Source organism: Paraburkholderia sp. HC6.4b (assembly GCF_014200875.1).
GTDB lineage: Bacteria > Pseudomonadota > Gammaproteobacteria > Burkholderiales > Burkholderiaceae > Paraburkholderia > Paraburkholderia tuberum.
Genome location: NZ_JACHDC010000007.1, coordinates 1 through 21,933, shown reverse-complemented (window position 1 = coordinate 21,933; position 21,933 = coordinate 1). Strand labels below are relative to the sequence as shown.

Annotated in this window: 27 protein-coding genes and 1 pseudogene; 11 read left to right on the top strand and 17 right to left on the bottom strand. The window is 61.9% G+C overall.

The features are described from left to right. Window positions 1-3: 3 nt before the first annotated feature. The 13 genes from HDG34_RS12315 to HDG34_RS12255 all read right to left on the bottom strand — a co-directional run bounded on the left by HDG34_RS12315 (window position 4) and on the right by HDG34_RS12255 (window position 9,033). Window positions 4-735 carry a hypothetical protein gene (locus HDG34_RS12315; protein ID WP_184060371.1) on the bottom strand — a complete coding sequence of 244 codons (732 nt, stop codon included), beginning with the start codon at window positions 733-735 and terminating at the stop codon, window positions 4-6. Beyond that, window positions 720-1,286 (bottom strand): ParB/RepB/Spo0J family partition protein, encoded by a 567-nt coding sequence (locus HDG34_RS12310; protein WP_184060369.1) that lies wholly within the window; start codon window positions 1,284-1,286, stop codon window positions 720-722. Before HDG34_RS12310 ends, HDG34_RS12315 begins: the two co-directional genes overlap by 16 nt. Beyond that, the gene (locus HDG34_RS12305; protein WP_184060367.1) at window positions 1,270-2,472 is read right to left on the bottom strand and encodes a phosphoadenosine phosphosulfate reductase family protein; all 1,203 of its coding nucleotides are present in this window, start codon (window positions 2,470-2,472) and stop codon (window positions 1,270-1,272) included. Before HDG34_RS12305 ends, HDG34_RS12310 begins: the two co-directional genes overlap by 17 nt. Continuing rightward, entirely contained in the window at window positions 2,469-3,131 is a 663-nt protein-coding gene (locus HDG34_RS12300) for a cupin domain-containing protein (protein WP_221309118.1), read from the bottom strand. The genes HDG34_RS12305 and HDG34_RS12300 overlap by 4 nt, the downstream gene beginning before the upstream one ends. Before the next feature lie 77 nt (window positions 3,132-3,208). After that, entirely contained in the window at window positions 3,209-3,958 is a 750-nt protein-coding gene (locus HDG34_RS12295; RefSeq protein ID WP_184060363.1) for a ParB/Srx family N-terminal domain-containing protein, read from the bottom strand. Then, window positions 3,906-4,547: a hypothetical protein gene (locus tag HDG34_RS12290; protein WP_184060361.1), complete on the bottom strand. Its 642-nt coding sequence runs from the start codon at window positions 4,545-4,547 to the stop codon at window positions 3,906-3,908. Before HDG34_RS12290 ends, HDG34_RS12295 begins: the two co-directional genes overlap by 53 nt. Window positions 4,548-4,752: 205 nt before the next feature. Continuing rightward, entirely contained in the window at window positions 4,753-5,187 is a 435-nt protein-coding gene (locus HDG34_RS12285; protein ID WP_184060359.1) for an antirestriction protein, read from the bottom strand. 1 nt (window position 5,188) lies between these two features. Continuing rightward, window positions 5,189-5,749, bottom strand: coding sequence for a HigA family addiction module antitoxin (locus HDG34_RS39065; RefSeq protein WP_260321139.1), 561 nt, complete (start codon window positions 5,747-5,749; stop codon window positions 5,189-5,191). A 684-nt stretch (window positions 5,750-6,433) separates the two neighbouring features. After that, window positions 6,434-6,634, bottom strand: a complete 201-nt coding sequence (locus tag HDG34_RS12275) for a hypothetical protein (protein WP_184060356.1) — start codon at window positions 6,632-6,634, stop codon at window positions 6,434-6,436. Further along, window positions 6,594-7,076, bottom strand: coding sequence for a RusA family crossover junction endodeoxyribonuclease (locus tag HDG34_RS12270; RefSeq protein ID WP_260321138.1), 483 nt, complete (start codon window positions 7,074-7,076; stop codon window positions 6,594-6,596). The genes HDG34_RS12275 and HDG34_RS12270 overlap by 41 nt, the downstream gene beginning before the upstream one ends. Window positions 7,077-7,138: 62 nt before the next feature. Next, window positions 7,139-7,765, bottom strand: a complete 627-nt coding sequence (locus HDG34_RS12265; RefSeq protein WP_184060355.1) for a hypothetical protein — start codon at window positions 7,763-7,765, stop codon at window positions 7,139-7,141. After that, window positions 7,740-8,627 (bottom strand): hypothetical protein, encoded by an 888-nt coding sequence (locus tag HDG34_RS12260; protein WP_184060353.1) that lies wholly within the window; start codon window positions 8,625-8,627, stop codon window positions 7,740-7,742. Before HDG34_RS12260 ends, HDG34_RS12265 begins: the two co-directional genes overlap by 26 nt. A gap of 85 nt (window positions 8,628-8,712) precedes the next feature. Then, complete coding sequence (locus HDG34_RS12255) at window positions 8,713-9,033, bottom strand: YdaS family helix-turn-helix protein (protein WP_184060350.1); 321 nt, start codon at window positions 9,031-9,033, stop codon at window positions 8,713-8,715. Window positions 9,034-9,308: 275 nt separating this feature from the next. On the opposite strand from HDG34_RS12255, the gene HDG34_RS12250 reads away from it, so the two are divergent. The 10 genes from HDG34_RS12250 to HDG34_RS12205 all read left to right on the top strand — a co-directional run bounded on the left by HDG34_RS12250 (window position 9,309) and on the right by HDG34_RS12205 (window position 15,316). Further along, a complete protein-coding gene (locus HDG34_RS12250) occupies window positions 9,309-9,659 on the top strand; it encodes a hypothetical protein (protein ID WP_184060348.1) in 351 nt (116 codons plus the stop codon). Next, a complete protein-coding gene (locus HDG34_RS12245; protein WP_184060346.1) occupies window positions 9,634-10,482 on the top strand; it encodes a ParB/RepB/Spo0J family partition protein in 849 nt (282 codons plus the stop codon). Before HDG34_RS12250 ends, HDG34_RS12245 begins: the two co-directional genes overlap by 26 nt. Beyond that, window positions 10,479-11,012 carry a hypothetical protein gene (locus HDG34_RS12240; RefSeq protein ID WP_184060344.1) on the top strand — a complete coding sequence of 178 codons (534 nt, stop codon included), beginning with the start codon at window positions 10,479-10,481 and terminating at the stop codon, window positions 11,010-11,012. Before HDG34_RS12245 ends, HDG34_RS12240 begins: the two co-directional genes overlap by 4 nt. After that, window positions 10,978-11,901 carry a YqaJ viral recombinase family protein gene (locus tag HDG34_RS12235; RefSeq protein WP_260321137.1) on the top strand — a complete coding sequence of 308 codons (924 nt, stop codon included), beginning with the start codon at window positions 10,978-10,980 and terminating at the stop codon, window positions 11,899-11,901. Before HDG34_RS12240 ends, HDG34_RS12235 begins: the two co-directional genes overlap by 35 nt. Next, complete coding sequence (locus HDG34_RS12230) at window positions 11,898-13,079, top strand: hypothetical protein (RefSeq protein ID WP_184060342.1); 1,182 nt, start codon at window positions 11,898-11,900, stop codon at window positions 13,077-13,079. The genes HDG34_RS12235 and HDG34_RS12230 overlap by 4 nt, the downstream gene beginning before the upstream one ends. Then, the gene (locus HDG34_RS12225; RefSeq protein ID WP_184146047.1) at window positions 13,066-13,326 is read left to right on the top strand and encodes a hypothetical protein; all 261 of its coding nucleotides are present in this window, start codon (window positions 13,066-13,068) and stop codon (window positions 13,324-13,326) included. The genes HDG34_RS12230 and HDG34_RS12225 overlap by 14 nt, the downstream gene beginning before the upstream one ends. Next, window positions 13,319-13,825, top strand: a complete 507-nt coding sequence (locus tag HDG34_RS12220; RefSeq protein WP_184060338.1) for a hypothetical protein — start codon at window positions 13,319-13,321, stop codon at window positions 13,823-13,825. The genes HDG34_RS12225 and HDG34_RS12220 overlap by 8 nt, the downstream gene beginning before the upstream one ends. A 38-nt stretch (window positions 13,826-13,863) precedes the next feature. Next, the gene (locus HDG34_RS12215; protein WP_184060336.1) at window positions 13,864-14,559 is read left to right on the top strand and encodes a hypothetical protein; all 696 of its coding nucleotides are present in this window, start codon (window positions 13,864-13,866) and stop codon (window positions 14,557-14,559) included. Between the two features lie 197 nt (window positions 14,560-14,756). Beyond that, the gene (locus tag HDG34_RS12210; RefSeq protein ID WP_184060335.1) at window positions 14,757-15,011 is read left to right on the top strand and encodes a hypothetical protein; all 255 of its coding nucleotides are present in this window, start codon (window positions 14,757-14,759) and stop codon (window positions 15,009-15,011) included. Window positions 15,012-15,013: 2 nt separating this feature from the next. Beyond that, window positions 15,014-15,316, top strand: a complete 303-nt coding sequence (locus tag HDG34_RS12205) for a hypothetical protein (protein ID WP_184146044.1) — start codon at window positions 15,014-15,016, stop codon at window positions 15,314-15,316. Window positions 15,317-15,320: 4 nt separating this feature from the next. Here HDG34_RS12205 and HDG34_RS12200 read toward each other — a convergent pair whose 3' ends face one another. From HDG34_RS12200 to HDG34_RS12185, 4 genes and pseudogenes are all read right to left on the bottom strand, one after another. After that, on the bottom strand, window positions 15,321-17,156 hold the full coding sequence (locus tag HDG34_RS12200; RefSeq protein WP_184060331.1) for a recombinase family protein: 1,836 nt from the start codon (window positions 17,154-17,156) through the stop codon (window positions 15,321-15,323). Between the two features lie 63 nt (window positions 17,157-17,219). Beyond that, window positions 17,220-18,011, bottom strand: a pseudogene (locus tag HDG34_RS12195) (carbohydrate ABC transporter permease); the annotation flags it as partial. 90 nt (window positions 18,012-18,101) lie between these two features. Then, window positions 18,102-19,301 (bottom strand): ABC transporter substrate-binding protein, encoded by a 1,200-nt coding sequence (locus HDG34_RS12190; RefSeq protein ID WP_260321158.1) that lies wholly within the window; start codon window positions 19,299-19,301, stop codon window positions 18,102-18,104. Between the two features lie 171 nt (window positions 19,302-19,472). Continuing rightward, window positions 19,473-20,612 (bottom strand): ABC transporter ATP-binding protein, encoded by a 1,140-nt coding sequence (locus HDG34_RS12185; RefSeq protein ID WP_184060327.1) that lies wholly within the window; start codon window positions 20,610-20,612, stop codon window positions 19,473-19,475. Between the two features lie 204 nt (window positions 20,613-20,816). On the opposite strand from HDG34_RS12185, the gene HDG34_RS12180 reads away from it, so the two are divergent. Then, window positions 20,817-21,833, top strand: coding sequence for a LacI family DNA-binding transcriptional regulator (locus tag HDG34_RS12180; protein ID WP_090809209.1), 1,017 nt, complete (start codon window positions 20,817-20,819; stop codon window positions 21,831-21,833). Window positions 21,834-21,933: the final 100 nt, after the last annotated feature.

The following is a 21,933-nucleotide window of genomic DNA, read 5'->3' as shown; positions in this document are numbered from 1 at the left end:
ACACTACCCTTGCGCGCTCGCGACAGCCCGCGCAAGTTCCCGCCCGAAAACCCGGTCGAAGTTCGCCTCGACGACCGCCTCGGCGCGTTCGCCGAATTCGAGCCGCTTCTTCGTCTCGACCGGCGGCCGGAACGCGATCAGCAAACGAAGCCTGCCTGTCGTGTTGACGTCTGCTCCCAGCGTATGCCTTCCCCGCAGCTTTTTACGCTGCCGGACGTTCCCTGAAATATCGGTCGCACGCTCGCGCAGAAACGGGCGCTGCCATACACCGTAGATCGTGCCGTGCTTCGTTTTGATCGGCCCCATGAACACGTCAGATCGCCCCATGTACTTGCGGATGGCGTTGCGTGGCAGGTTGCCATACTGGTTCGCCGATACGCCGGCCGGAACGAGGTTCGCCGGCTTCGCGCCAAGATACTGCACGCCGCCGAATTCATAAGGGGCAAGATACTGCGCGGCGCGGTCACGGATATAGACGCGCGCAACGGGACTTCCCTTTCGGGCAGCCTGAACTGCAACGGAGTTGACGGTAAAGGGCGTCGGGTTGTCGAAAACTTGCGGTAGTGCGTTCTTTTCGGCGTCGGCGGCGAGCTTCGCCAGTTCGGTCACAGTGCGTGCTTCGGCAAAGGGCAATTGCCGATAAGCCAGCGCTGAGAGCTTGCGCGACACGGCCTCAATGTTCGAGCTGATCGACAGTTCAAGCATCGATACACGCAGCGTCAGGACGGAATCCACGCGCGGCCGAACTCCGCTTTTGCGAGGCGCTTGCCAACGCGTTCAGGCATGCCGGAACGGTCTGCAAGTCTGTCTACTTCCTCCGGTTCCATGCCAAGGCCGCGCTCGATCTCAGGTACCGGTACGCCTGCCTCGATGATCGTGCGGACAATCCCGGCCATCGGCAGCACAGCGTGCGTGCCACGGGCGCGGTTGTGCCTGATCGTGGACATCATGCGATGCACCGGATCGGCTTCAATCTCCGCGATGGGCACGAATCCGCCATAGCGCGCGACGAGGCGCGGCTCATCGGCGACGAGCCAGCGGTGATAACCGTCGACCAGGACGTAACCGCTACTGTCTTTCAGCACGACAAGCGGCTGCGTGAAGCCATCCTCGAGGATCGAGAGAACCAGCAGTTCAAGCTCCAGCGGAGCGACGCGGTTCGGGTTGTAGTCGTTCGCCCGCACGCAATCGCGATGTACCCATTTCACGCGAGAGACGGCAGCGTGTTCAATAGCGCCGCGCACCTCATCCGGCAGCGGAGAAGCTGACTCAATAGCGGGTGCCATCGTTGTCGATTTCCATTGCAAGCAGTTCTTCGAGCGTCACCCCCCGTCGCTTCTGCTCCGCTCCGGCAAGCGTGACCAGCCCACCAGCCTTGCGGTTCTTGAAGTCACCTTTCAGCGCGATCTGTGCCAGCGCCCGCCAGGATACGCCGCTCATCGGATCGGCTCGGGTGTCGTCAATCGGCCGCCTGGTTTTGCGCTGATGTACTTCTATCGCGCGCTTCAGGGACAGCGCGACGCGCGAGCGCCAGGGCTCATCGTAGAGATCGATAATCCGCCAGGTCCATTGCCGCCACGTCAGACCTTGTGGCGGCTCGCGCAGGTGCGTACCGTAAAGCTCGGTCAGCGCATAGCGCGCGGCTGTTGCGGCACCCGGTACGCGCGCCGTCATCCGGTGCCACAGGTCGGGGTAGCAGATCGCCCAGGTATGCAGCAGGTTGAGCGGTTCTTCGCCAAACGGCGGGCAGACGCGCTGCTGGGCATGCGCCAGTCCCATCGCTTCAAAGCGGTCATAGGTGTGGTTGTAGTCCCATCCGAAGCACGACGGCGCGACCCAAACATCCTCGAACCGCCAGTCGTATATCGGATCGCACAACCAGACGTTGCGCGCGTTGGGGCTCTGATGAATGTAGTTATCGACGCGCGTCCGCATTGTCATCCGTAACCGGCGCAACGATTCCTGAGTACGGATGCCGCGCAGCATCGCGACTGTCTGCGACTGGCCCGCGAATGGCAGATGGCTACAATCGGGGATCATCATTCCCCTGGCAAAACCCGGCATCGTCGCCTCAGCGCACGCCGGCATCGGGCGCACCCACAGGTCGCGCTCATCGGGATTCCAGCAGTACCAGTACGGCTGCTGCCGCGAGCAGGCGTTGCGGTGTTTGACCGGCACGCAATACCAGGTGAGCGCGATATGAGGCTGGGCGCGCACGCGCCCTACATAGTCGTCCGTGTCGGGCGAAATGCACTCCTCGTCATAGAAGTGAACCTCGAGCGGCAGGCGTCCGGTTTCGCTCGCGACCGAGAGCGCGAGATGCAACACGACGGTCGAATCCTTCCCGCCGGAGAACGAGACGACGATCCGGTCGAACCGGCTGTACAGATGCCGGATACGTTCCAGCGCCGCATCGTGAACAGTATCGTCCACATAGTGCCGGTCCAGCGTCAGACGCGCCTTGCCGCTCATGAGCGTTCCAGTGTCGCATCGCCGGTCGTGCGGATCGCAGCAAGATTGCGGGCCGACACGCCATCCACGATAGTGCGGTTAATCATCGGGTGATCATCGTCAGTCGGGCCGCAATCGGAATCCGGGTGATAGGCGAGCACGCGCATTTCGTCGCCCCGGTCGGTGGCGAAGTGATGCCGGCCGTTCGCATGGATGCAGAAGACCATTCCCGCTTCGAGCGCGATGCGGGCATCAGCGCCCGCATTACGTGCAACGCACGTCCCGCGCCCTGAGAGAACGAGTCCAAGCCGGTCCGATGGATGCGTGTGTGCGGTCTGAAAAACGCCTGCGGGGAAGTACAGCAGGTTCAGACAGGGATCGCCGCGGCGAACAGGCTGCACAAGCGTGGTATCACTGCACTGGTCGATATAGCGCAACCGGCCCTTGTGCTCGACGGGGCCACCGATCATGAACAGGCCGCGCCAGCCGATACGACGCATGATGACTCCGCGGCTACTGCGTGCGGACAGCGTGAAGCGGCCGGGGACGCAGAAGTATTGGCCGGCGTGCAACATCCACGCATGGCCGTTGTGCTGCAGGCGCGCTGCGCCCTCATACACGTAGCCGAAGTGAGTCGCCTTCGGCTCGGTGACGGTAAGGTCGTCCGTCCACGCCTGCAATGCGTCGCCCAGACAGCCATGCTGCCAGTCATAGGCCGTGAACGCGTGCGAGGGCGCGCCGATGTGAGCGGATCGATTCATTGGATACTTTGGCTTGCATCAAGCCATTCGCGGGCGATCAGCAGGAGCGCGGCGCCGCTGTCGGCCGCGCCGCGCGTTCGCGCGTGAGCAATGGCATCGAACAGGGTCTGACGGTCAGCAACCCGGACCATGCAGGAAAAGACTGCGAGAGAAGCATCTGCATCGCTCACAGCAGAAAAACCATTCTGGCTGGCGACAGCGTCGGCAGCTGTACTGACTGGAGCCCGCTCGTGCGTATTGGCGTTCGCGCTTGCGAAACCAAATTCCGTAGGGTCTGCAACTTCGGCAATCTGCGCGGCGTGATCGAGCCGGAGCCTGTCTGTATCGTCAGTCAGCCGCGCCAGATCAGCGTCAGAGAAACCAAGCAGATCGGGCTCGAAGCCCTCAGCGGTGAGTGCCTGAAGCTCCTGCGCGAGCAGTTCCGTATCCCATGAGGCATTAAGCGCGAGCTTGTTGTCCGCAATCCGGTAGGCGCGCTTCTGTGCCCCGCTCCATCCCCGCGCCACGATCACGGGAGCATCGGCGAGACCGATCTGGCGCGCGGCGAGCAGACGCCCGTGTCCGGCGATGACCTCCCCGGCTTCGTCTACGAGTACGGGAATCGTCCAGCCAAATTCACGCAGCGAGCCTGCAAGGCTCTCCACCTGCTCCGGTGGATGACTACGCGCGTTGTGCGTCGCAAGCTGCAGCCGCTCAAGCGGCCAGCGCTCCACGCTGTCGGCAGGCCACGGCGGCTGTTTCTTCATTCGTGACGTCTGATGCGGATTCGTCGCGCACAATCCCAGCTTCGCGCAGGAGCGCGTCAACGCGTCCGAACGCTGCGTCGAACTCACCGCTTTTCTGCCGGGTGCCACTCAGCGCAGCACTGAGGATCGCGGTATGTTCGGCAACGGTCTGCCGGTGCACGCCGCAGCGCTGCGCGAGGCTGACCTGTGTTTCGCTGGTATGTGTGAGGATGTTGGCGACAAGCGCGGAACGCAAACGGATATTCGGGACGTGTCCGGTAAACAGCGGCGCAGTGTCTGCGACGACCAGCGCGAGCGCGCCCGACCATTCGGGATTGGGGTAATGCCCCGCGCAGCAGGGACGATGACACGCGCAGGTCAGGTTTCGGGGTGCATAGCTGACCACGAGCAGCGCGCGTTGCAGGACCGTCAAGCGGTCCAGCCGATAGCGGATACGAGCGGCCTGCGCGGTGGCATCGGTGCCGGTCAGTACGTCATCGCCTGGCGCCGACTGGTGTAGCGCCTTGAGAGAGGACGCGCCTCCACGCAGAACCGCGTGCGAAAGCGCGTCACGCAGCGCCGCTGCTGTGCCGCAATAGGTGTCTTTCATGGGCAAGCCGTGTGGGGAAACCAGGCGCGTACACGAAAAAACCCGCTCGAGGCGGGTTCCGGGTGCAGTTCGGCGACTACTAATCTTTGCGTATATTCGACTGTTTTTGCCGGTTGTCAAGAAATTTCAATCCGACCCACCAGCGTGCTAGCGTCAGAAACGCTCAGGCCTGCGCTCGGCGCGCCTGGACTGGTGCGCCAGATCGCTAGTCGATAGCCCGCAAAATCAGCCCGCCCTCGGCGTGCTGTTTCGCGTACTCCCTCAGCGCGTAGTACTGCTCGACCTGCGGATCGTAGTTACCGCCCTGTTCATGAATCGTCCATATCAGCCGGTTCAGGACGAACAGGCTGATGGTGATTCCGGCTGCGTCCGCGCTCATGGTGCTATCGAACTGATTGCCCTCTATCCTCAGTGTCATCCGTTCCGGCGCGCGGGGTGCAAGATAGAAACTGCCGTTCGACAGTTCGTAAAAATTCCACGCCCCGTGCGCATACTCCGGCGAGAGCTTGGCCGCGCAGGAATACACCAAATTCTCTGCAACCGGCCATAAAAATTTGCCCAGCATTTTCGGGAGAAACCTCAGGCGACGACTCTCAGGGACCAGCTTCGCAACGATTCCGGCCGGCTTTTTCCTCGCCATCTCACGCTCCCCTGGAAGCGACGACAGGGGTCTGCGCGACGCGCGCCAGGGGAACGATCGACGCGAGTACGCCGGAGAGCTCCTGAGTCTCCTGCGCGATCTCGTACGCAAGCTGGTAGCCCATCCAGGTCATCGGATCGTCGCCGAAGAACACAGCAAGGCGAACGGCCGTATCAGCCGTCAACCGGCGCTTGCCTTCAATAATCTCGCGGATGCGGCGCGGCGCCACGCTGATCGATTTCGCCAGCCTGACTTCAGTCACGCGCGCCTCGGCGATTCGCGCAGCGAGCGCCGCGCCGGCTGTTTGAGGAAGCGCCGTTGCGCTGCTGGACTGGCTCGACGCGGGCGGCGTCGATGCGACCTTCGCGGGAGCCTTGGCGGGGGCCGTCGGCGCGACCTTCGCTGTCGGTGTCTTGACGGCGGGCTTCGGCGCCACCGTCGCTTTTGCCTTCGGCTGAACCACGCTCTCAGCCATCGTTTTTTTTACCAGCGCTTTCGTCAAGGCCTGTTTTGCAGGTGTTTTCGTTGCTGCGCGGGTCGTGGTGGTCTTCGTCGATTTCATCTGGAATCCTATTTAATAAGTGGGTGATTACAAACGACTGCATACCCACCTTAAGGCGACCGCGCAGGCCTGTCCAGAGGCAAACGGCGGCCATCCGTCGATTTCTCCCGAAGCGGCGAAGATGCCCCGTTAGCGGGCGAGGATCGCAACCGCGGCGGCAAGGATCGATCGTCGCCGGGCGAGGATTGCACCTGAAGCGGGAAGGATTTAGTGTCCGCTGGCAAGGTTTGATACGCGGCTGAGCGCGCCTCCCTGGTCTGCTCCCGAATCCATTCGAGGGCGGCGCGGTGCGCGTCCCGGTACGAGCGCGAAGGATGGTCGCCGCGCTCGATTCCCTGACGGTAGGCGCGGCCGATCCACGCCCTCAGATCGTTCGACAGCGCGTACCAGTGTCTCCGGCATCCCCACGTATTGCGCGGGACGATCTGTTCGCAACCGGGCCACGGACAACGGTGCATGGTTATGTCCCGTCCGTTCGAAAAATTTCATCAAACACGGTACGCAGGTCCTCTCCCTTGCACGGCCTGTGTCCAAACCATCTCACCGCGAGCGCCGCACACCTGTCAGCGCGCCCTTTCCACTCGCCGCCGCGGCGGATCGCTTCTGCGCGCACCTGGTCAGCCAGCGTGACGCTCACAAGCGGCGCGCATTCGGCTACCGGGAATCTGTTCATGTTTTCCCCCCTCAGTGCGTCGCCGCGCCGGATTGCTGACGCGGGTCGGGCGGTTCGGGACCGACCAGCGCGGCACGCGCGATCCTCGCAATGTCCGGTAGCGTCATTGCACTATGCGTGCCTTCCGCAAGGTCGGCGATCAGCGCAAGCGCGTCACGCAGACGTGCCGCGTCATGCAGTGCGCGGGCGCGTATCTGGTCGGAGCGGATCATCCTTACCTCTCGTTGTCGCGGGTTCATGTTCAACCTCCTGCAACGCGCCGAACCCGAGTGCGCATTGCTGCGCGGCCAGCGGTTCGACAATCACCTCGGTGCGCGGGTTGGTGCGGTCGATACCGTGATAAACGTGTTTCTCGCGCACCTGCCGGTCGTTCACATACACGCCGGCATGAACCAGTTCACGGACCTTCGCGCCGTGCCTTTTCACCTTCGCATAGCGGCTTTGCAGCACATCGAGCACGACCGATTCGTCCAGGTCCGGGCGTTCGCTCGCATAGAAAATCCGCAGCGTGACGCGTACCGGGCCAGTGAGCTGCACACGGCAATTGGCCGGAATCTGGGGCAGTGCATAGCGCTCGTAGGCGCGCGCCTTGTCGGATTTGATCGACATGGGCCGCGACCTGAGCGCGCCGGTATCGTCGCGCTTGCGGCGCATGACGATTTCGCGGCTGTTGGCCTTGCTGGCGGGTTGGCCGAGGATCGTGAAGGCGATAGCGGTCACAGTGTCGCCTCCTGCGGTTCCTCGTCGTCCTCCCCTGGCACGCGCGACGGCGGCACACCACCGCGCGCGCGATACGCCGCTTCGAAGACAGCGCGATACCGCGCACGCACTGCGGTGGGTGCGTCGGCGACACAGGCGCGACCCGCCGCCGACACCACCGCATCGGTCGCGATGCGTCGCGCTTCGGCACCAAGCGGCCGGCCGTTGTGCGCCGTGCCACGTAGCAGCATGTCGAACGCCCACTGCGGCGAAGGACTCACCCCCGCGAGCGGTGCGAGCCCATCGCGCATGCGCGTCATGCAGGTATCGACCGTTGCCGCGTCGGCCCGCTCGAAGAGCGGCAGTCGGGCAGGCCCGAAGCTCGCGCGCTGCGCGACCGGCACGGGTTCGCAGAGTTCGAGAAAGCGTGGCAGATCAGGCGGCCGCTTCTCGCGAGGCAGCAGCATCACGGCGCGGCGCATGTCGTCGGGCTGCACCTGCGCAAGCGCTTCGCCCCACACGCGTTTGACGAGGTCCAGGTCCGCATCGGCCCACAGCGCAGAAAAGCGCGCGCCGAAAATCGCCTGCATGCGTGCGAACAGGCTGACGACCCAGGCCTCAGGGATTGCCGCTTTGGGCTCCACGATGCACCTCGGACACTGCCCCTTCGATGACGTCATCCGCTGACCCGCTCATGCGGGTCAGCCCCTGCGCGACGCGGCGGTGTTCCGCTTCGCGCTGCTGCAGCGGGGTAAGCGCGAACGGTGGCCCCTGCGCGCCGTGCGCGCGGTCTTCGAGCCATGCGGCCTGAAAGCTCCCCCAGCCGCGCGTGCAGCAGGTTCGCAGCGCGTCACTGAGCGGCAGCCCGGCCTTCTGCGCCTCGCGCAGTACGCCCGCAAAGGCGGTTTCGGTTGGCTTCAGACGCTTGCCACTGCGCAGCGTGAGCCAGTCGTCGGCAATCTGCGGATCGACCCCCAGCGACACCAGCCATGCATGCGCGTTGAAACGCGAAGTGCGTATGTTTTTATTCTTAGGCTTAAGAGATATAGAAGGTTTTAGGTTTACTACATATACGCACTTTTCATCATCGTGCGTTACTGATGCGTTACCTTCTGCGTTAGCAGCAGCGTTACTCTCTGCGTTACCTTCTGCGTTACTTTGACCGTTCGTGCTTTTATGCCGTGACACGCGTGTTGCCGTACAGGCCCGCCGGTTGGCGCTTGCGCCAGTATGCCAGTCAAAATGCGGCATCGACAGTCCGCCGTTCTCAATCGACAGCCAGTGAACGGTAATCATCGCGTCGGCAAATCCGCTCACATTCACTAACGCATCGACTAACGCTGTGGTAACGCTTGGAGCGTTACCGTTGTGCGAGTACTGCTCGAACCATAGCCACACGCGCACGAGTTTGCCTACCACGGCGTCCCGGTCGAGCGACAGCGCAGCGGCAATGGCCCAGACTTCGCGCTTGTCTGGGGTGGCCGCGTCGATCTTCAGCCAGCTCATGGCGTGCCCCCTGTGGGTCTGCTTTCGATCGCTTCGGGAAGCATGCGAGCATCGTTGCGAGATTGCATGTCGGCACTCCCCTGCTTCAGTGGTTCAGCGCGTCCAGTTCGTCATCAGGGGAAATAAGCGGCGACATGCACGTGCCAAGCTGGCGCGCGAGCAGCGACCAGCCGAGACCGTAGTCGGGGCGCAGCGAACGCGGTGTGACTTTGTCATGCTGCGCAGCTGCCACGATGAACGGGACACGGTCGAGGGGCACGAGATGATCGCGGTTCAGCCAGTTCCATACATTGACTGTCGATACTCCGATGCGACGGGCGAGCGCCGTCTGACTGCCCGCCGCTTCGATTGCAATCACGAGCGCAGGCATGCCGGGGAATAGCAGATCGTCTTTTTCGACACGCATTTTCCCTTCTCCGAATAGTTGAATCATTGGGGTCCGCGATTCGGAAAATAGGTCGCACAGCACTTGTCGTCAACAGCCGGAATCTGTGCAATGCACGGCTAACGCCTAATTTTTCACAATTGAAGATTTATTCCACGATTCCGCAAAATATTTTTTTGACAAAATCGAAAAGCGTGCTCTACCCCATGAATCAAGGTGACCAGTTTTCGCCATCCGTTCCATGTAATTCGTCTGTCAGCACGACGAATCAGGATCGTCGGAAAACGAACGCAGAAATGCGGACCATAGATGCCGGAATAAAACCGGCCCTTTTTCAATGGTTAATTATTTGGGGTGAAGAAAATATTCTTCACTTGCTTTCGAAGATGTCACTTTATATCTTTCGATCCACATTGAGGCGTCGAGTAAAAATCGTGAACAAATTCGCATTCGATCACCGCGCGCCGCTGACGTACCGGGCAGCGCTGCGCACGATCCCGCGGGCGCTGCGCCGCGCATGGTGGCGGCAGCGCTATGCCTATTCCGATCCACGCGTGCCGATCTCGCGCATGTATGGCGTGCGCGGTGTTCCGATCAACAGGATCAGCCATGAAGCGAGCAATGAACACCGAAGCGGACAAGGTTGACGTATCCACGTTACCGGTGCATCCGTGGGCGGCAAGGTTCCCGATGCGCAGCGACGACGATCTCGATGCGATGGCGGCAAGCATCAAGGCGAACGGTCTGCGCATGCCGGTGGTGCTCGGCATGGCTGCAACCGCCGAAGGCTTTCCGCCGCAATTATGCCTGATTGATGGACGCAACCGGATCGCAGCATGCAAACGCGCGGGTGTGACACCGCACACCATCATGCTCGACGGTCAGGATACCGATGCGTTCATTGCCGATGCGAACCTTGAACGGCGCGATCTGACGAAAGGGCAAAAGGCGATGCTGATTGCCGTCCGGTTTCCGAACAAGCAACAAGGCAAGAAAGGCACTTCTTTGGAAACCAAAGAAGTGCGGCAGGAACGCATCTCACTGGCTCGCACGGTCGTGAAGTTCTGCCCCGATATGGTCGATCAGGTGATTGGCGGCTCGCTCGGTCTCGATGAGGCCTACGCAGAAGCTCAGCGCCGCAGTCAGGTTGGACAAGCGAACGATGCGCGCTATGAGGTATTGCGCGAATCCGATTCCGACCTTGCAGACCTTGTGAACGAAGAACGGATGAACTTAAGCGAAGCGGAAGCCGCGGCGCGGGATCGTCGCGAAAGGGAGGCTAACGCGCTTCGCAGTCACGCGCAGACGATGAAGGAGATTAATACCCGCGTCACCTGTTACGAGGGGCCGCTGGCCGATGAACTTGCGCTCATGTATAGCCAGAAACGGGAGCATTTCGCAACCGACCTCCACTCAGACATTACGGTCTGGATCAATATCTTGCAGGCGCTACAGGAGAAATTGTCATGAGCCGTTCGCCAAAAGACCCGGTAAGGATGGCGCTTGTTGAACTATCCCATCGTTGCACGCCATTTCTCGATTCGCTTATCGCAGACGATCAGCATCATGATCCCGCATCGCTTTCTCTCCGGGTCGAAAGCTATCTTCGTGACGACGACGTTTTGCATACCTATGCAAACGGACTTGCGGCGAACCAGATCGTCAGCGAATTTATCAAGAGAACTTCTGACAGACGCATCGACAGGCACCAGCAAGACCTCTTCAATAGCGCCGAGGAAGTGCGGGATTTCATGCGGCACTCAACATTCGAAGTAGGCGACGGGACGATCGTGCGTCTGACGGCGGTCAGCTATCTGGACCTGGAGCGCAGACACGAGCGCATGGAAAAAAACAGGAAAGCCGTTTCCGAGCGCTGCGACGATGACGCGCAAATGCTCGCACTGCTTCGACCGCACATGATCGATAAGGGACTGTCGCACGAAGAAGCCCAGGTTGCTGTCTGGTATGACCTTCACGGTGGCAATGATGTCTGCACGTGACGAATGGCTTGAAAACCGCCGCAAGGGTATCGGCGGCAGTGATGCAGCGGCGGCGCTCGGGCAGAGCATGCACAAAACGCCATTGCAGCTTTTTCAGGAAAAGACTGGCGCGCTCAATACGCAGATTACCGCGCTCGATGCCGTCGAGCGCATGGAGTTCGGCAAGCTGCTCGAGGAGCCGATAGCCGTGATGTACGCGCGCCGCTACGGCGTGAAGCTACGCAGGCACAACCGCATCGCGCAGCACCGCCGCCACCGCTTCATGCTGGCGAGCTTCGACCGCACCATCGATGGCAGGCGTGAAGGGCTCGAATGCAAAAACGTCGATTCGCTCGCCTTCCGCTTCGGTGAATGGGGCGAAGAACACTCCGACCAGGTGCCCCCCGACTACCTGCTTCAGGTGCATCACTATCTGACCGTGAGCGGCTATGACCGCTGGCATCTGGCGGCCTGCGTGGGTGGCAACCGGCTGGTCGTCTATCACATCGAGCGCGATGAAGAAATGAGCCAGATACTCATTGAAGGTGAGGCCGAGTTCTGGCGGCACGTCGAGCACAACGAAGCGCCGCCGCTCGATTACGCACACCCCACCGCTATCGCGCTGCTCAGGCGGATGTATCCCGGCACGGACGGCACCACGATTCACCTGCCCGCCGAAGCCGAAGCGATGCACTACGCGCGGCTCGATTTCGAAGAACAGGCCAAGCTGATGCAGGCGGGTGCCGACGCCGCGCGTGCGCGTCTGATGCACCTGATGGGCTCCTCGTCAGTGGGTCTGCTGCCCAACGGCGGCGGCTATCGCCGAAAGGTCATCGAGCGCAAGGGCTATGAAGTTGAGCCGGTCACATACGTTGACTTCCGTTACACCAAAAAGGGAGAGCCACAATGAATGAAGTTGTCGATTCACCTTTTGCCAGTGGCAAGGCGCTCGCAGAATCAACCGGTGGCCGTCACGAGTTTTCACGCGAGCTATCACGCGAACTGATAAAGCGCGAGGCGGCCCATCGCTATCCGCGTGATCGCGTGGTCGCCACCGATCGTATCCTCATGGCCTTCACGAGCGTGACGCTCGCTGAAAAGAGCCAGTACCAGTACGCGAAAGGCGGCAACGATATTCGCGGGCCAAGCATCAAGGGTATGCAGGCCATCGCGGTCGAATGGGGCAATCTCGATTACGGCTGGCGCATTGTCTCGCGCGGCGCTGATGTGAGCGGTGTGCCCTTCTCACAGATTGAGTGCCGCTGCATCGATCTGGAAACGGGCACCGGTGAGGAAATTGGTTTTATCGTGCCGCACTGGCGCGACCGTAGCGAGCGCAAGGGAGGCGGTTATGTGCTTTCCGATGAGCGCGAGATTTACGAACTGTGCGCGAACATGGCGATGCGCCGCGTGCGCGCCTGTATTCAGGCGTGCATACCAGTTGACGTGGTGGAGCGCGGCATGCTGCAGGCCGACACCACCGTGAATGCCGAAGCCGATACGAGCACCGAAGCAATGGCAAAGATGGTGGCGGCCTTCGAGCCGTGGGGCGTCACGAAAGAACACATCGAGCATCTGATTCAACGTCGCCTCAATGCAATTCAGGCCGCGCAGGTGGTCACGCTCAAGCGCATTTACGTGAGCCTGCGCGATGGCATGAGCGAGCCGGGTGAGTGGTTCGATATGGGCGACGCAGTGGGCACCGGTGAGAGTGATGAGTCGCAGACCGAAGGCACCGGGACTGCCGCAGTGAAGTCCCGCATGAAGAAAAAAACCGGCGGCGCGAAGGCCGCGCCGAAGCCCGCATCAAAACCCACGCCGAAGCCTGCGGCGAAAACCGGTGGCGCGGGCGATGCGAAAGCCGAGCCCAAGGCAGACCCGAAGGCGGCACCGAAGGCAGCAGGCAGGCGCGATGATGCGCCGCTGTCCTATGCGTTCGTGGCATCGGCGCTCAATGATGCAACCGATACTGCCGCGCTCGACGTCGCCTCTGCGCTCATCGCCCGTGTGGCCGATGCCAAGCAGCGCATTGAGCTTGAGCAGATGTACAGCGCACGCATGGGGGAGTTCGATGATGAGCAGGGTTAAGACGCTCGAGGAGCACTGGCAGTGTTATCGCGAGTCCGCGGTCGATCCCGATGCGTGCGCACATGAACTGGTCACGCTTCGCCTGGCGTTCTATGCGGGCATTGGCGTGGTGCTTGACTACACCAACTTGATGGCCGGTCTCGACGAGAGCGGCGCCATGATGCTGCTCGAACTGCTGCACCGACAAATGAACCGTTTCCGGCGTGCTGCGAATATCGCCGTCTCCAGGGAGAACGATGATGCTTGAACTGACGCACCACCCCATGAAAATCGCGCATCTCAATCTTCGTAGCGAGATGCACGGTGACGACGAAGTTTCGTGCGTGGATATCCGCCTGTCGTTCGACGTGCCTAACGGCGCGCTCGATGCGCTCGCGGCAGGTCTGCGCGCAACGCTCTATGAGGTCAGCGATGACCCGGACATGCTGGACCCCGATGCCGACCACCTCACACACGTGCGATATCCGCAACTGGGAATCCTGCGTTGGGCGGGCGAGCATTCCGGCGTGGGCATGCGCCTGCATTCGGGTAACGGCAGGGGTAAAGGCGATCTGGTCTTTCCCGATGCCGTGTTCGGAAAACTGACGGTCAGGCCGCTCGAAGGCGGCACCTGTACGTGCATCGCTCGCGCGCAGGTTCAGCCGAGCACCGATGAGGCGGCAAAACTCTTCGGCCTGCTCAAACATGAAGTACCGGTATCGCTCGATATGACCAATGCCGCCGATACCGACAGCGATGAAGAGTAGTTTTCAGTAGTCCAACATCTTTGGAAACGAGGGAAACCGTGAAACTCACGACACAAATGCTCGAAGGACTGACCGAACAGGATGTGTTCGATATCGCAGCCTGGCACCTGCTCGACCAGGGCGAGCGCGCGATAACAATGACCGCCAAAGGGATATCAGGGATATCCGGTATCTGCCACCTGTGCAGCTATCGCGCGCCCGATGGCAGGCGCTGCCCGGTCGGCTGGCTGATCCCCGATGAAGAGTATCGCGAATGCTTCGAGGGCAAACGCGCGGCGATACTGCCAATGTTCGCGCGTGATGCCGGATGCTCACCCACGTTCGTGGCCTTTCTCGAAGGGCACGAACGGCTGCTCACCCACCTGCAGTACATTCACGATAATCACGCGGCGTTCATGTGGTGGACCCTGCTGCGCGAGCTTGCCCATAAGCGTGATCTAGATGACAGCGTGATTGACCACATGAAGGCGCAACTTCGTGAGCGGGCCGAACGTGACCAGGCCGAAGCAGCGCGCCACGCGCCGGATGAGGTCCCGTTCCTGGCTTTCGATCCGTCAGTCATGCCCGCTTGCCAGGCCGCCGGTTCAATCAGTCTGGCAACCATTGCCATCATGCAGGTCATCACCGATGCCATCACCAATGCCATCGCCCTGCCCGCACCGTTACTCACCGATGGGAGTCCAGGCCATGTCATCACGCAGCCGGAAGAGACGCGCGAAGCTGCGCCCGCCTGATGTGGGTGACGGGCTCGATACCGCCACGGTCGACCGGTATGAGCCGGATTATGCGCAGTCATGCGAAGCGTGCGGCGAGGGCCCCACCGTCACCGGCCTGCGTGATGGCGCGGTGGTGCTCGATACCTGCCTGTGCGGCCCGTGCTGCTTTGGGGATGCCCGCATGGTTGACCCATGCACGTGGAACGGATAGCACCATGGCCCGGTCACGCTGCCGCCGCTGCGGTGAACCCTTCACCGATGCGAACGTGTACAGCGAAGCCGGATGGCTTGAGGCGCGCATCAGCGGGCTGTGTGAAACCTGCTTTGATGCACTGGCGGCGTATGGCATCACCGAGCCGTTTGAGGGACTTGTCGTAGGTTGCAGCGATCACGCGGCAGGTATCAGGGAGAGCGGCGAGCGCGCGGATGAGGATGACCCGCGCGCCGGCCGCGAAACGAAAGGAGAGTGATGGTGAACGAACCCCGCAGGATTCCCAAATTTCCGCCGCCGCCCACGGTCACGGCGGCAGTGCTGTTCTCGAAGGTGTGGGAAGGTGTCTACGCCGTGGGGCATGATGGCAGGCCGCTCACGCTTGCCATCGTTGATTCGGCGGGCAAGGTGATCGAGAGTGGTGAGGCAGTCTCACGCGACGCGTGGATGCGCGCGCTCGATTCGTACTGGCTGCACCTGAAAGAGATCGGCGTATTGCACGACTATGGCAGTACGCCACCGCTGCAGCCATGGCACAAGAAAAAGGCCGCTCGCGCGGCCTGATGGTTCATGCTTCTACGGGTAAGGCGAGCATGTCGATATCGTGCCCCTGTACCCATTCCCCCGTGCTTCGATCCACACGAAGCCACCGCAACACCCCCTGTCGTGACTTGAGTTCGATATCGACATAACCCGGTGCGCCGTGCCCAAATCCGTCGATGAAAATGATGACGCTCTCGAAGGTATCGGCCACGAGTCCGCGCACCTGCATGCGGGCATCGTAATCAAGCGCCGTGGCGCTCCCGATGAGCGCGAGCCATGCGTCAGCATTGGCCGCCGCATCGGACTGGCTCAGGGCCGTGTATTCGCGCTGCATCGCCATGATTTCGCCGTTGAGGGCGTCAAGCCTCTTTTCCAGCTTCTCAAGTTCGGCCATCACAAAGCGTGAGCTTTTGCCGCCCGCGAGCGCGGCGGTGAGATTGCCCGCCTGCGCTTCGAGCTTCGTGCGCTCGGTGCGCGCCTTCGCGATGCGCGCCGAGATCGTGGATTTACCCGCGCCCGATGCGCGCATCGCATCAAGATTTCCCTGATCGGAACAATAGGCCATGATCGCGTGCTCGATAGGCACCACGCTCGTACTCAGTGACGTGCGGCACCCGTCCGGTTTGCTTGAGCCGCTGCAGTTGATGCGCCGTGCAAAGTCAGGATAGCTGCCATCATCGAACCGCTTGTCGGCCATGTTCTGCCCCGCCATCGCCCACTTGCAATGCCCGCACATGCACATGCGCATGCCCGTGAATAGCGGCGGAATCTCGCCCTTCACACCGCCGCCGCGCCTGCTACGTCCCGAGAGCATTAACTGCAGGTGGTCGAACTGCTCGACCGTGAGCACGGCTGGGTAGTAACCGGGCAGCACGAACGTTTCACCCATTACCTCGAGCGCGCGCTCACCGAGTAGCGTGCGGTTGCGCATGATTTCGTAAAAGCGGGTTTGCTGCGAGAGGCCCCACGGCAATGTGATGCCCTGGTCATCGAGCATTTCAGTGATGCGGCGCGGCCCATAACCCTGCCCGTATAGCTGGATCATCGCGCGCAATGCCTGCACGCTTGCCTCCTTGAGTTCGAAGCCGCTGCCGGTCCACGTGACCCATGAAGGATCACGGCCCGCCCGGATGTTGCCGCGCCACTTGCCCGCTATCCACTGCTGGCAACGTGTGCGCAGTGCCCGTTGCACGCGGTCACTTTTCGTACTCGATTCCTCATTAGCCCGGATCATGATTGTCAGGCTGATGATGAGTTCAATGCCGCCATTGCTACCACCGATAGATTCGGCGCTGTATTCCTTGTTATCGCTTGCCGTGACGATACAGACACCCGCATTGATGATGCGCAGAAACAGTTCCTGCGCCTTGTTCACCTTGTCCCGCGAAAGACGGTCGAGCGATTCAACGATGAGCACCGAACCCGGTGCAATACGGCCCTTCTCTATGGCCTTGATGAAGCCACCAAGTGCGCCTTTCTCAAGGTGCTCACCTTTCCAAGCGGACAGCCCGAGGTCATACATCGTGAGCGTGGTGTCGAGCGTGAGCCCCTTGGCCGCTGCCCATTCGGCGGCGTATTCCGATTGGCGTTCGATGCTCGTGCCGCTCGCCTGCTTCTCACTCGAAAACCGGATGTACGAATACACGCGTGGGCCGGTCACGTCACCCACGATGGTGCGCTTGCCTGATGCCAGGCGGCTGCGGATCGTGTGCGGCATGGCCTTGGCGGTGTCCGCTTTTGCGGCGGGTTTTCGCGTGGGCGTGGCGGTGGCCCTGGTCGCTTTGGTGGCCTTGGCGATGGCCTGCGGCGCGCTCTTTGCGGCCTTCGTGGTGCGCGTGCGCGCTGCCGTGTCGGTGGTCATTTTCGGGGTTCCGGTGCAACTGAAAAACCCACCTTAGCATAGTTTAAGTTGTGTATGTTTGGTCTGGTCGTACATGAAATAGGCGAGCACGGTGGAACTGTCGAACGGACCGCCGCCACTCATCACCGCGATCAGATCGAAGCTGCGCAGTGCGCCGATCACGGTCAGCACCACCGCCATGAAGGTGGCGGGCCGCAATTGCGGCAGGATCACGTGCCACAGCAGTCGCAGCCCCTGCGCGCCTTCCATGCGCGCAGCCTCGACCACTTCGGGATTGATACCGGTGAGCCCGGTCAGATACAGAATCATGCAGAACGGCGCCTGCGGCCACAGCGCGGCGAAGATGATGCCGAGCGTGACCGTATGCGGATCGCCGAGCACCGGAATGCCACGGCCGACGATCAGCCGCAGCAGCCCGAACGTCGGATCGTAGAACCAGCTGAATACGAGGCCGACCACGACGCCCGACAGCACGAACGGCGCGAAAAACAGCGACTTCACGACGCGCATGCCGCGCACCTGCTGGTTCAGATACAGCGCGAACAGCAGACCGAGAGGCGGCGCGAGCAGAAACAGCGCGAGCCAGATCAGGTTGTTCTTCAGCGCCGTATAGAACGTATCGGACTGAAACAGCTCGACGTAATTGGCGAGACCGGCGAAGGTCTTCGGCGTCATGCCGTCCCAGTGGTAGAAGCTCAGCGAAATGCTGCTGATGATCGGATAGATCACGCACAGCGCGAATAATGCGCAGCCCGGCAGCAGAAAGAAAAACGCGGCGCGATGCTGATGACGGCGCGTCGTCGAGACGCGACGGTGCCGCGCCGCGGGCAGGCGGCGCGCTGCGGTATGAGACATGGAACGGCCTCGTCGGAAATCGAAGGCGGAATTGGGACCCGCAAGGGGACCCGCAAGCCGGCCGCGCTCAGGCGGCCGGCGCGGCGGGACTTACTTCTGGTAGATGCGCTTGCGCGTCGCTTCGAGATGAGCGAGCACGCTGTCGAGTTGCGACGGATCGCTGTAGAACTGCTGCATGGCCTTCATGCCTTCGTCGGCCATTTCCTTCTGCATATCGCGATCGTAGAACTGCGCGATACCGCCCTTCGTGTTCGCGAGCGTCTGGAAGCCGACCTTCGAGATCGCGTCCTCAGGCGGCGCCGCCTGGCTGTTCGACGGCAACTGTCCCCAGCCCTTCGCGAGTTCGGCGTTGATCTTCGGCGTCTCCATGAACGCGAGCAGCTTGCGCGCGTCGGCCTTGTTCTTCGCCTTCGCCGGAATCAGCAGCACGTTGACGGGGCCGTCCTCGGCCATCGGCACGTTCGCGTCGAGCACCGGGAAACGGAAGAAGCCGATCTGGTCCTTGATCGACGGCGGGAAGCTCGCCGAGAAGAACGTGCCCATCAGCATCATCGCGGCTTTGCCGTTGTTGAGGATCGGGCCGATCGAATCGACGTCGTACGACAGCGCATTGTCGATAAAGTCGTGATTGTCGAGCAGTGTCTTCCACGTCGTGTAGACCTTCTTCACGCGCGGATCGGTGTACGGAATTTCGCCGGCCATCAGCTTCTGATGGAACTCGTTGCCGTTGATGCGCAGATCGAGATAGTCGAACCAGGCGGCCAGCGTCCAGCTGTCGCGAGCAGCCACCGCGATCGGCGCGACGCCGATCGCCTTCAGCTTCCTGTTGGCTTCGAGCAGTTCGTCCCACGTTTTCGGCGCGCTCCTGATGCCGGCCTTCTCGAACAGATCCTTGCGATAGAAGAAGCCGTACGCGTCATAGCCGAGCGGTGCCGCATACTGCTTGCCCTTGTACGTCGACGCGTCCTTGACCGACGCATACTGCTGCGACCAGCCGTTCTTCGCCCAGTCCGAGCTCAGATCTTCGAGCAGACCACGTTGCGCGTAATAGGCCATCCGCTCGCCGTCGTGCCACGAGACGACGTCGGGTGGATCGGTGGCGAGCCAGCCGCCCATCTGCACCTTGTAGGCTTCCTCGGTCACGTAGGTGATTTTCAGGTCGATGTCGGGATTGGCTTTCTTGAACTGGTCGAACGCATCCTGCCAGGTCGAGCGCTGATTACCGCGCGCCGATACGTTGACGTTCAGCGTGGCCGCGTCGACCGCGGCGCTGCCGAGCGCGCCGGCCATCACGGCGGCGGCGATCGACACCTGTGCGAAACGGCGAAGGCGAAGAGCAATCATCTATGTCTCCTTGTCTACCTTGTTGACCGGCTACGCAGCGTGGCCGGCGATGTAACCCGCTCTATGGCGGAATTCAGTCTGACGAACCGTTCAAGCAGGTCCGCCGTCGACGATCGTTCAGGCGGCCGCGCGTTCCGGCTCGAACGTGCTACGCCGCAGCGCGAGTCCCTGTTCGTCGAACAGATGACAGGCAGCGGGCGGAACATGGACGCGGATGCGCTCGCCCGCGCCGAGCGGCGTATCGCCGGGCGCTTTCGCGATCAGCGTGCCTCCCGCGTGGTCCGCGTGGATATAGCTGTGCTCGCCGAGCCGTTCCGATAGCACGGTCGCGCACTGAATGAACTGTTCGTCGCCATCGAGCCGCAGATGCTCGGGGCGCACGCCGAGCGTGACGCGCTGGCCGCGTTGCAGCCGTTTACCGTCGACGTGCGCGACCAGCTTTTCCGCGCCGGCCACGAGCGCCACCGTCACACGCCCCGGTTCGATCGACTCGACGGTCGCATCGACGAAGTTCATACGCGGCGAGCCGATAAAGCCCGCGACGAAGCGCGACTTCGGGTGGTGATACAGCTCGAGTGGCGCACCGCTCTGCGCGATGCTGCCGAAGCGCTCGGCATCCGCGCCCGCATGCAGCAGCACGATGCGATCGGCAAGCGTCATCGCTTCGACCTGATCGTGCGTGACGTACACGACGCTCGCATTCGCGAAGCGCTGATGCAGACGCGCGATCTCGACGCGCGTCTGGCCGCGCAGCGCGGCATCGAGATTCGATAGCGGCTCGTCGAACAGAAACACGCCCGGCTCGCGCACGATCGCGCGGCCGATCGCGACGCGCTGCCGCTGGCCGCCTGACAGCGCTTTCGGATGTCGTGCGAGCAAGCTTTCCAGTTGCAGAATCCGCGCGGCTTCGCCCACCTTGCGCTCGATCACGTCCTTCGGCTGCTTCGCGAGCTTCAATCCGAACGCCATGTTGTCGAACACGGTCATGTGCGGAAACAGCGCGTAGCTTTGGAACACCATCGCGACGCCGCGCTCGGCAGCCGGCACGTCGTTGACGAGGCGGCCGCCGATATGCAGCTCGCCTTCGCTGAGGTCTTCGAGACCGGCGATCATCCGTAATAAGGTCGACTTGCCGCAGCCCGACGGGCCGAGAAACACGCAGAATTCATGCTGCGCGATCTCGAGATTCACGCGCCGGATCACCGGCGGATGGTCGCCGTAGGCCTTTTGCACATCGCTCAAACGAATCGTCGCCATGCTGTCTCCGCCTTGATTTAACCGCTTAAATTTTGGCCGAAATAAAACACCCTGGCCTTGTGCCGGCGGCATTTAATCGCTTAAATTCGAGTTCGACGGGTAAAGTCATGGTGGATGTCTCCGTTACGTTTTTGAGAAAGTTAGCAATGTCGCAGGCCGTTTGCAACATTTGAATTGACCTCCCTAAATATGGGATAACTCGACATGGTCACGTTGTCCGAAGTCGCGAAACGCGCGCAGGTTACCGCCGCCACGGTCTCCAACGTGCTGCGCAATCGCGAGAAAGTCCGCCCTGAAACGGCTGAGCGCGTGCTGCAGGCGATCGCCGAACTCGGCTACCGGCCGAACCTGAATGCGCGCGCGCTCGCCGAAGGCCGTTCGTCGACGCTCGCGCTCATGCTGTCGAACATCTCGAACCCGTTTTACCCGGAGTTCGTGCTCGCCGCCGAGCGCGCGGCGCGCAAGACCGGCCACTTCCTGATGGTCTGCAATACCGACGACGATGCCGAAATCGGCCGCGCATATCTGAACCAGATTGCCGGCACGCTCGCCGACGGCGTGCTCGTGATGAACACGGACATCACGATCAACGACCTGTGCGCGTCTGCGACGCATAGCGCGCCGATTCTGCTCGCCATGTGGGAGCACCCCGAGTCGCCGCCCGAGCTACCGTGCATCGCAGTCGACTTCGCGCGTGCCGGCGAGCTGGCCGCGGGGCATCTGCTCGGACTCGGCCATCGCGAGATCGGCTTGCTGATCGGCGACGGCTGCGGCGGTTTGCAGGACGCGCGCTCGAACGGCTTTCGCGCCGCGATGCGCATGGCCGGCATCGAAGCCGATGCGGCCGCCGTGCTGCAGATTCGCGACTCGATCGACGCCGGCTTCGCCGCCTGCATGGAACTGATGGCGAACCGCCCGCAACTGAGCGCGATCTTCGCGACCAACGACCTGCTCGCGATCGGCGCGATCCAGGCGTTGATCACGCTCGGCCGCTCGGTGCCCGACGACGTGTCGGTGATCGGCATCACCGACATTCAGCTCGCGCATCAGGTGCATCCGGCGCTGACCACGGTCGCGATTCAAACCGCGGCCGTCGCGGAGTTGTCGATCAAGAGCCTGATCCGTTTGATCCAGACGCCGGAGCGGCAGCCGTCGATGGTGCTCGGGCCACCGCCCGAGCTCGTGGTGCGCGCCTCGACCGGGCCGCGCAGGAAACGCTGACGCGTTAGGGCCTGTTCACGCTAATAACGGGCTTGCGAACGTGCCTTTGCGCGCGTAGTGCAAGGAGAGAGGAGCGCCGTTTGGCCGAGCCAAACAAGCG

Bases quoted from the DNA above. Each gene is read 5' to 3' on its own strand.
- HDG34_RS12310 (WP_184060369.1), bottom strand. From the start codon at position 1,286: ATGGCACCCGCTATTGAGTCAGCTTCTCCGCTGCCGGATGAGGTGCGC.
- HDG34_RS12305 (WP_184060367.1), bottom strand. From the start codon at position 2,472: ATGAGCGGCAAGGCGCGTCTGACGCTGGACCGGCACTATGTGGACGAT.
- HDG34_RS12295 (WP_184060363.1), bottom strand. From the start codon at position 3,958: ATGAAGAAACAGCCGCCGTGGCCTGCCGACAGCGTGGAGCGCTGGCCG.
- HDG34_RS12290 (WP_184060361.1), bottom strand. From the start codon at position 4,547: ATGAAAGACACCTATTGCGGCACAGCAGCGGCGCTGCGTGACGCGCTT.
- HDG34_RS12285 (WP_184060359.1), bottom strand. From the start codon at position 5,187: ATGGCGAGGAAAAAGCCGGCCGGAATCGTTGCGAAGCTGGTCCCTGAG.
- HDG34_RS39065 (WP_260321139.1), bottom strand. From the start codon at position 5,749: ATGAAATCGACGAAGACCACCACGACCCGCGCAGCAACGAAAACACCT.
- HDG34_RS12275 (WP_184060356.1), bottom strand. From the start codon at position 6,634: ATGATCCGCTCCGACCAGATACGCGCCCGCGCACTGCATGACGCGGCA.
- HDG34_RS12270 (WP_260321138.1), bottom strand. From the start codon at position 7,076: ATGCGCCGCAAGCGCGACGATACCGGCGCGCTCAGGTCGCGGCCCATG.
- HDG34_RS12260 (WP_184060353.1), bottom strand. From the start codon at position 8,627: ATGAGCTGGCTGAAGATCGACGCGGCCACCCCAGACAAGCGCGAAGTC.
- HDG34_RS12255 (WP_184060350.1), bottom strand. From the start codon at position 9,033: ATGCGTGTCGAAAAAGACGATCTGCTATTCCCCGGCATGCCTGCGCTC.
- HDG34_RS12250 (WP_184060348.1), top strand. From the start codon at position 9,309: ATGCGGACCATAGATGCCGGAATAAAACCGGCCCTTTTTCAATGGTTA.
- HDG34_RS12245 (WP_184060346.1), top strand. From the start codon at position 9,634: ATGAACACCGAAGCGGACAAGGTTGACGTATCCACGTTACCGGTGCAT.
- HDG34_RS12240 (WP_184060344.1), top strand. From the start codon at position 10,479: ATGAGCCGTTCGCCAAAAGACCCGGTAAGGATGGCGCTTGTTGAACTA.
- HDG34_RS12235 (WP_260321137.1), top strand. From the start codon at position 10,978: ATGACCTTCACGGTGGCAATGATGTCTGCACGTGACGAATGGCTTGAA.
- HDG34_RS12230 (WP_184060342.1), top strand. From the start codon at position 11,898: ATGAATGAAGTTGTCGATTCACCTTTTGCCAGTGGCAAGGCGCTCGCA.
- HDG34_RS12225 (WP_184146047.1), top strand. From the start codon at position 13,066: ATGAGCAGGGTTAAGACGCTCGAGGAGCACTGGCAGTGTTATCGCGAG.
- HDG34_RS12220 (WP_184060338.1), top strand. From the start codon at position 13,319: ATGCTTGAACTGACGCACCACCCCATGAAAATCGCGCATCTCAATCTT.
- HDG34_RS12210 (WP_184060335.1), top strand. From the start codon at position 14,757: ATGGCCCGGTCACGCTGCCGCCGCTGCGGTGAACCCTTCACCGATGCG.
- HDG34_RS12200 (WP_184060331.1), bottom strand. From the start codon at position 17,156: ATGACCACCGACACGGCAGCGCGCACGCGCACCACGAAGGCCGCAAAG.
- HDG34_RS12190 (WP_260321158.1), bottom strand. From the start codon at position 19,301: ATGGCCGGCGCGCTCGGCAGCGCCGCGGTCGACGCGGCCACGCTGAAC.
- HDG34_RS12185 (WP_184060327.1), bottom strand. From the start codon at position 20,612: ATGGCGACGATTCGTTTGAGCGATGTGCAAAAGGCCTACGGCGACCAT.
- HDG34_RS12180 (WP_090809209.1), top strand. From the start codon at position 20,817: ATGGTCACGTTGTCCGAAGTCGCGAAACGCGCGCAGGTTACCGCCGCC.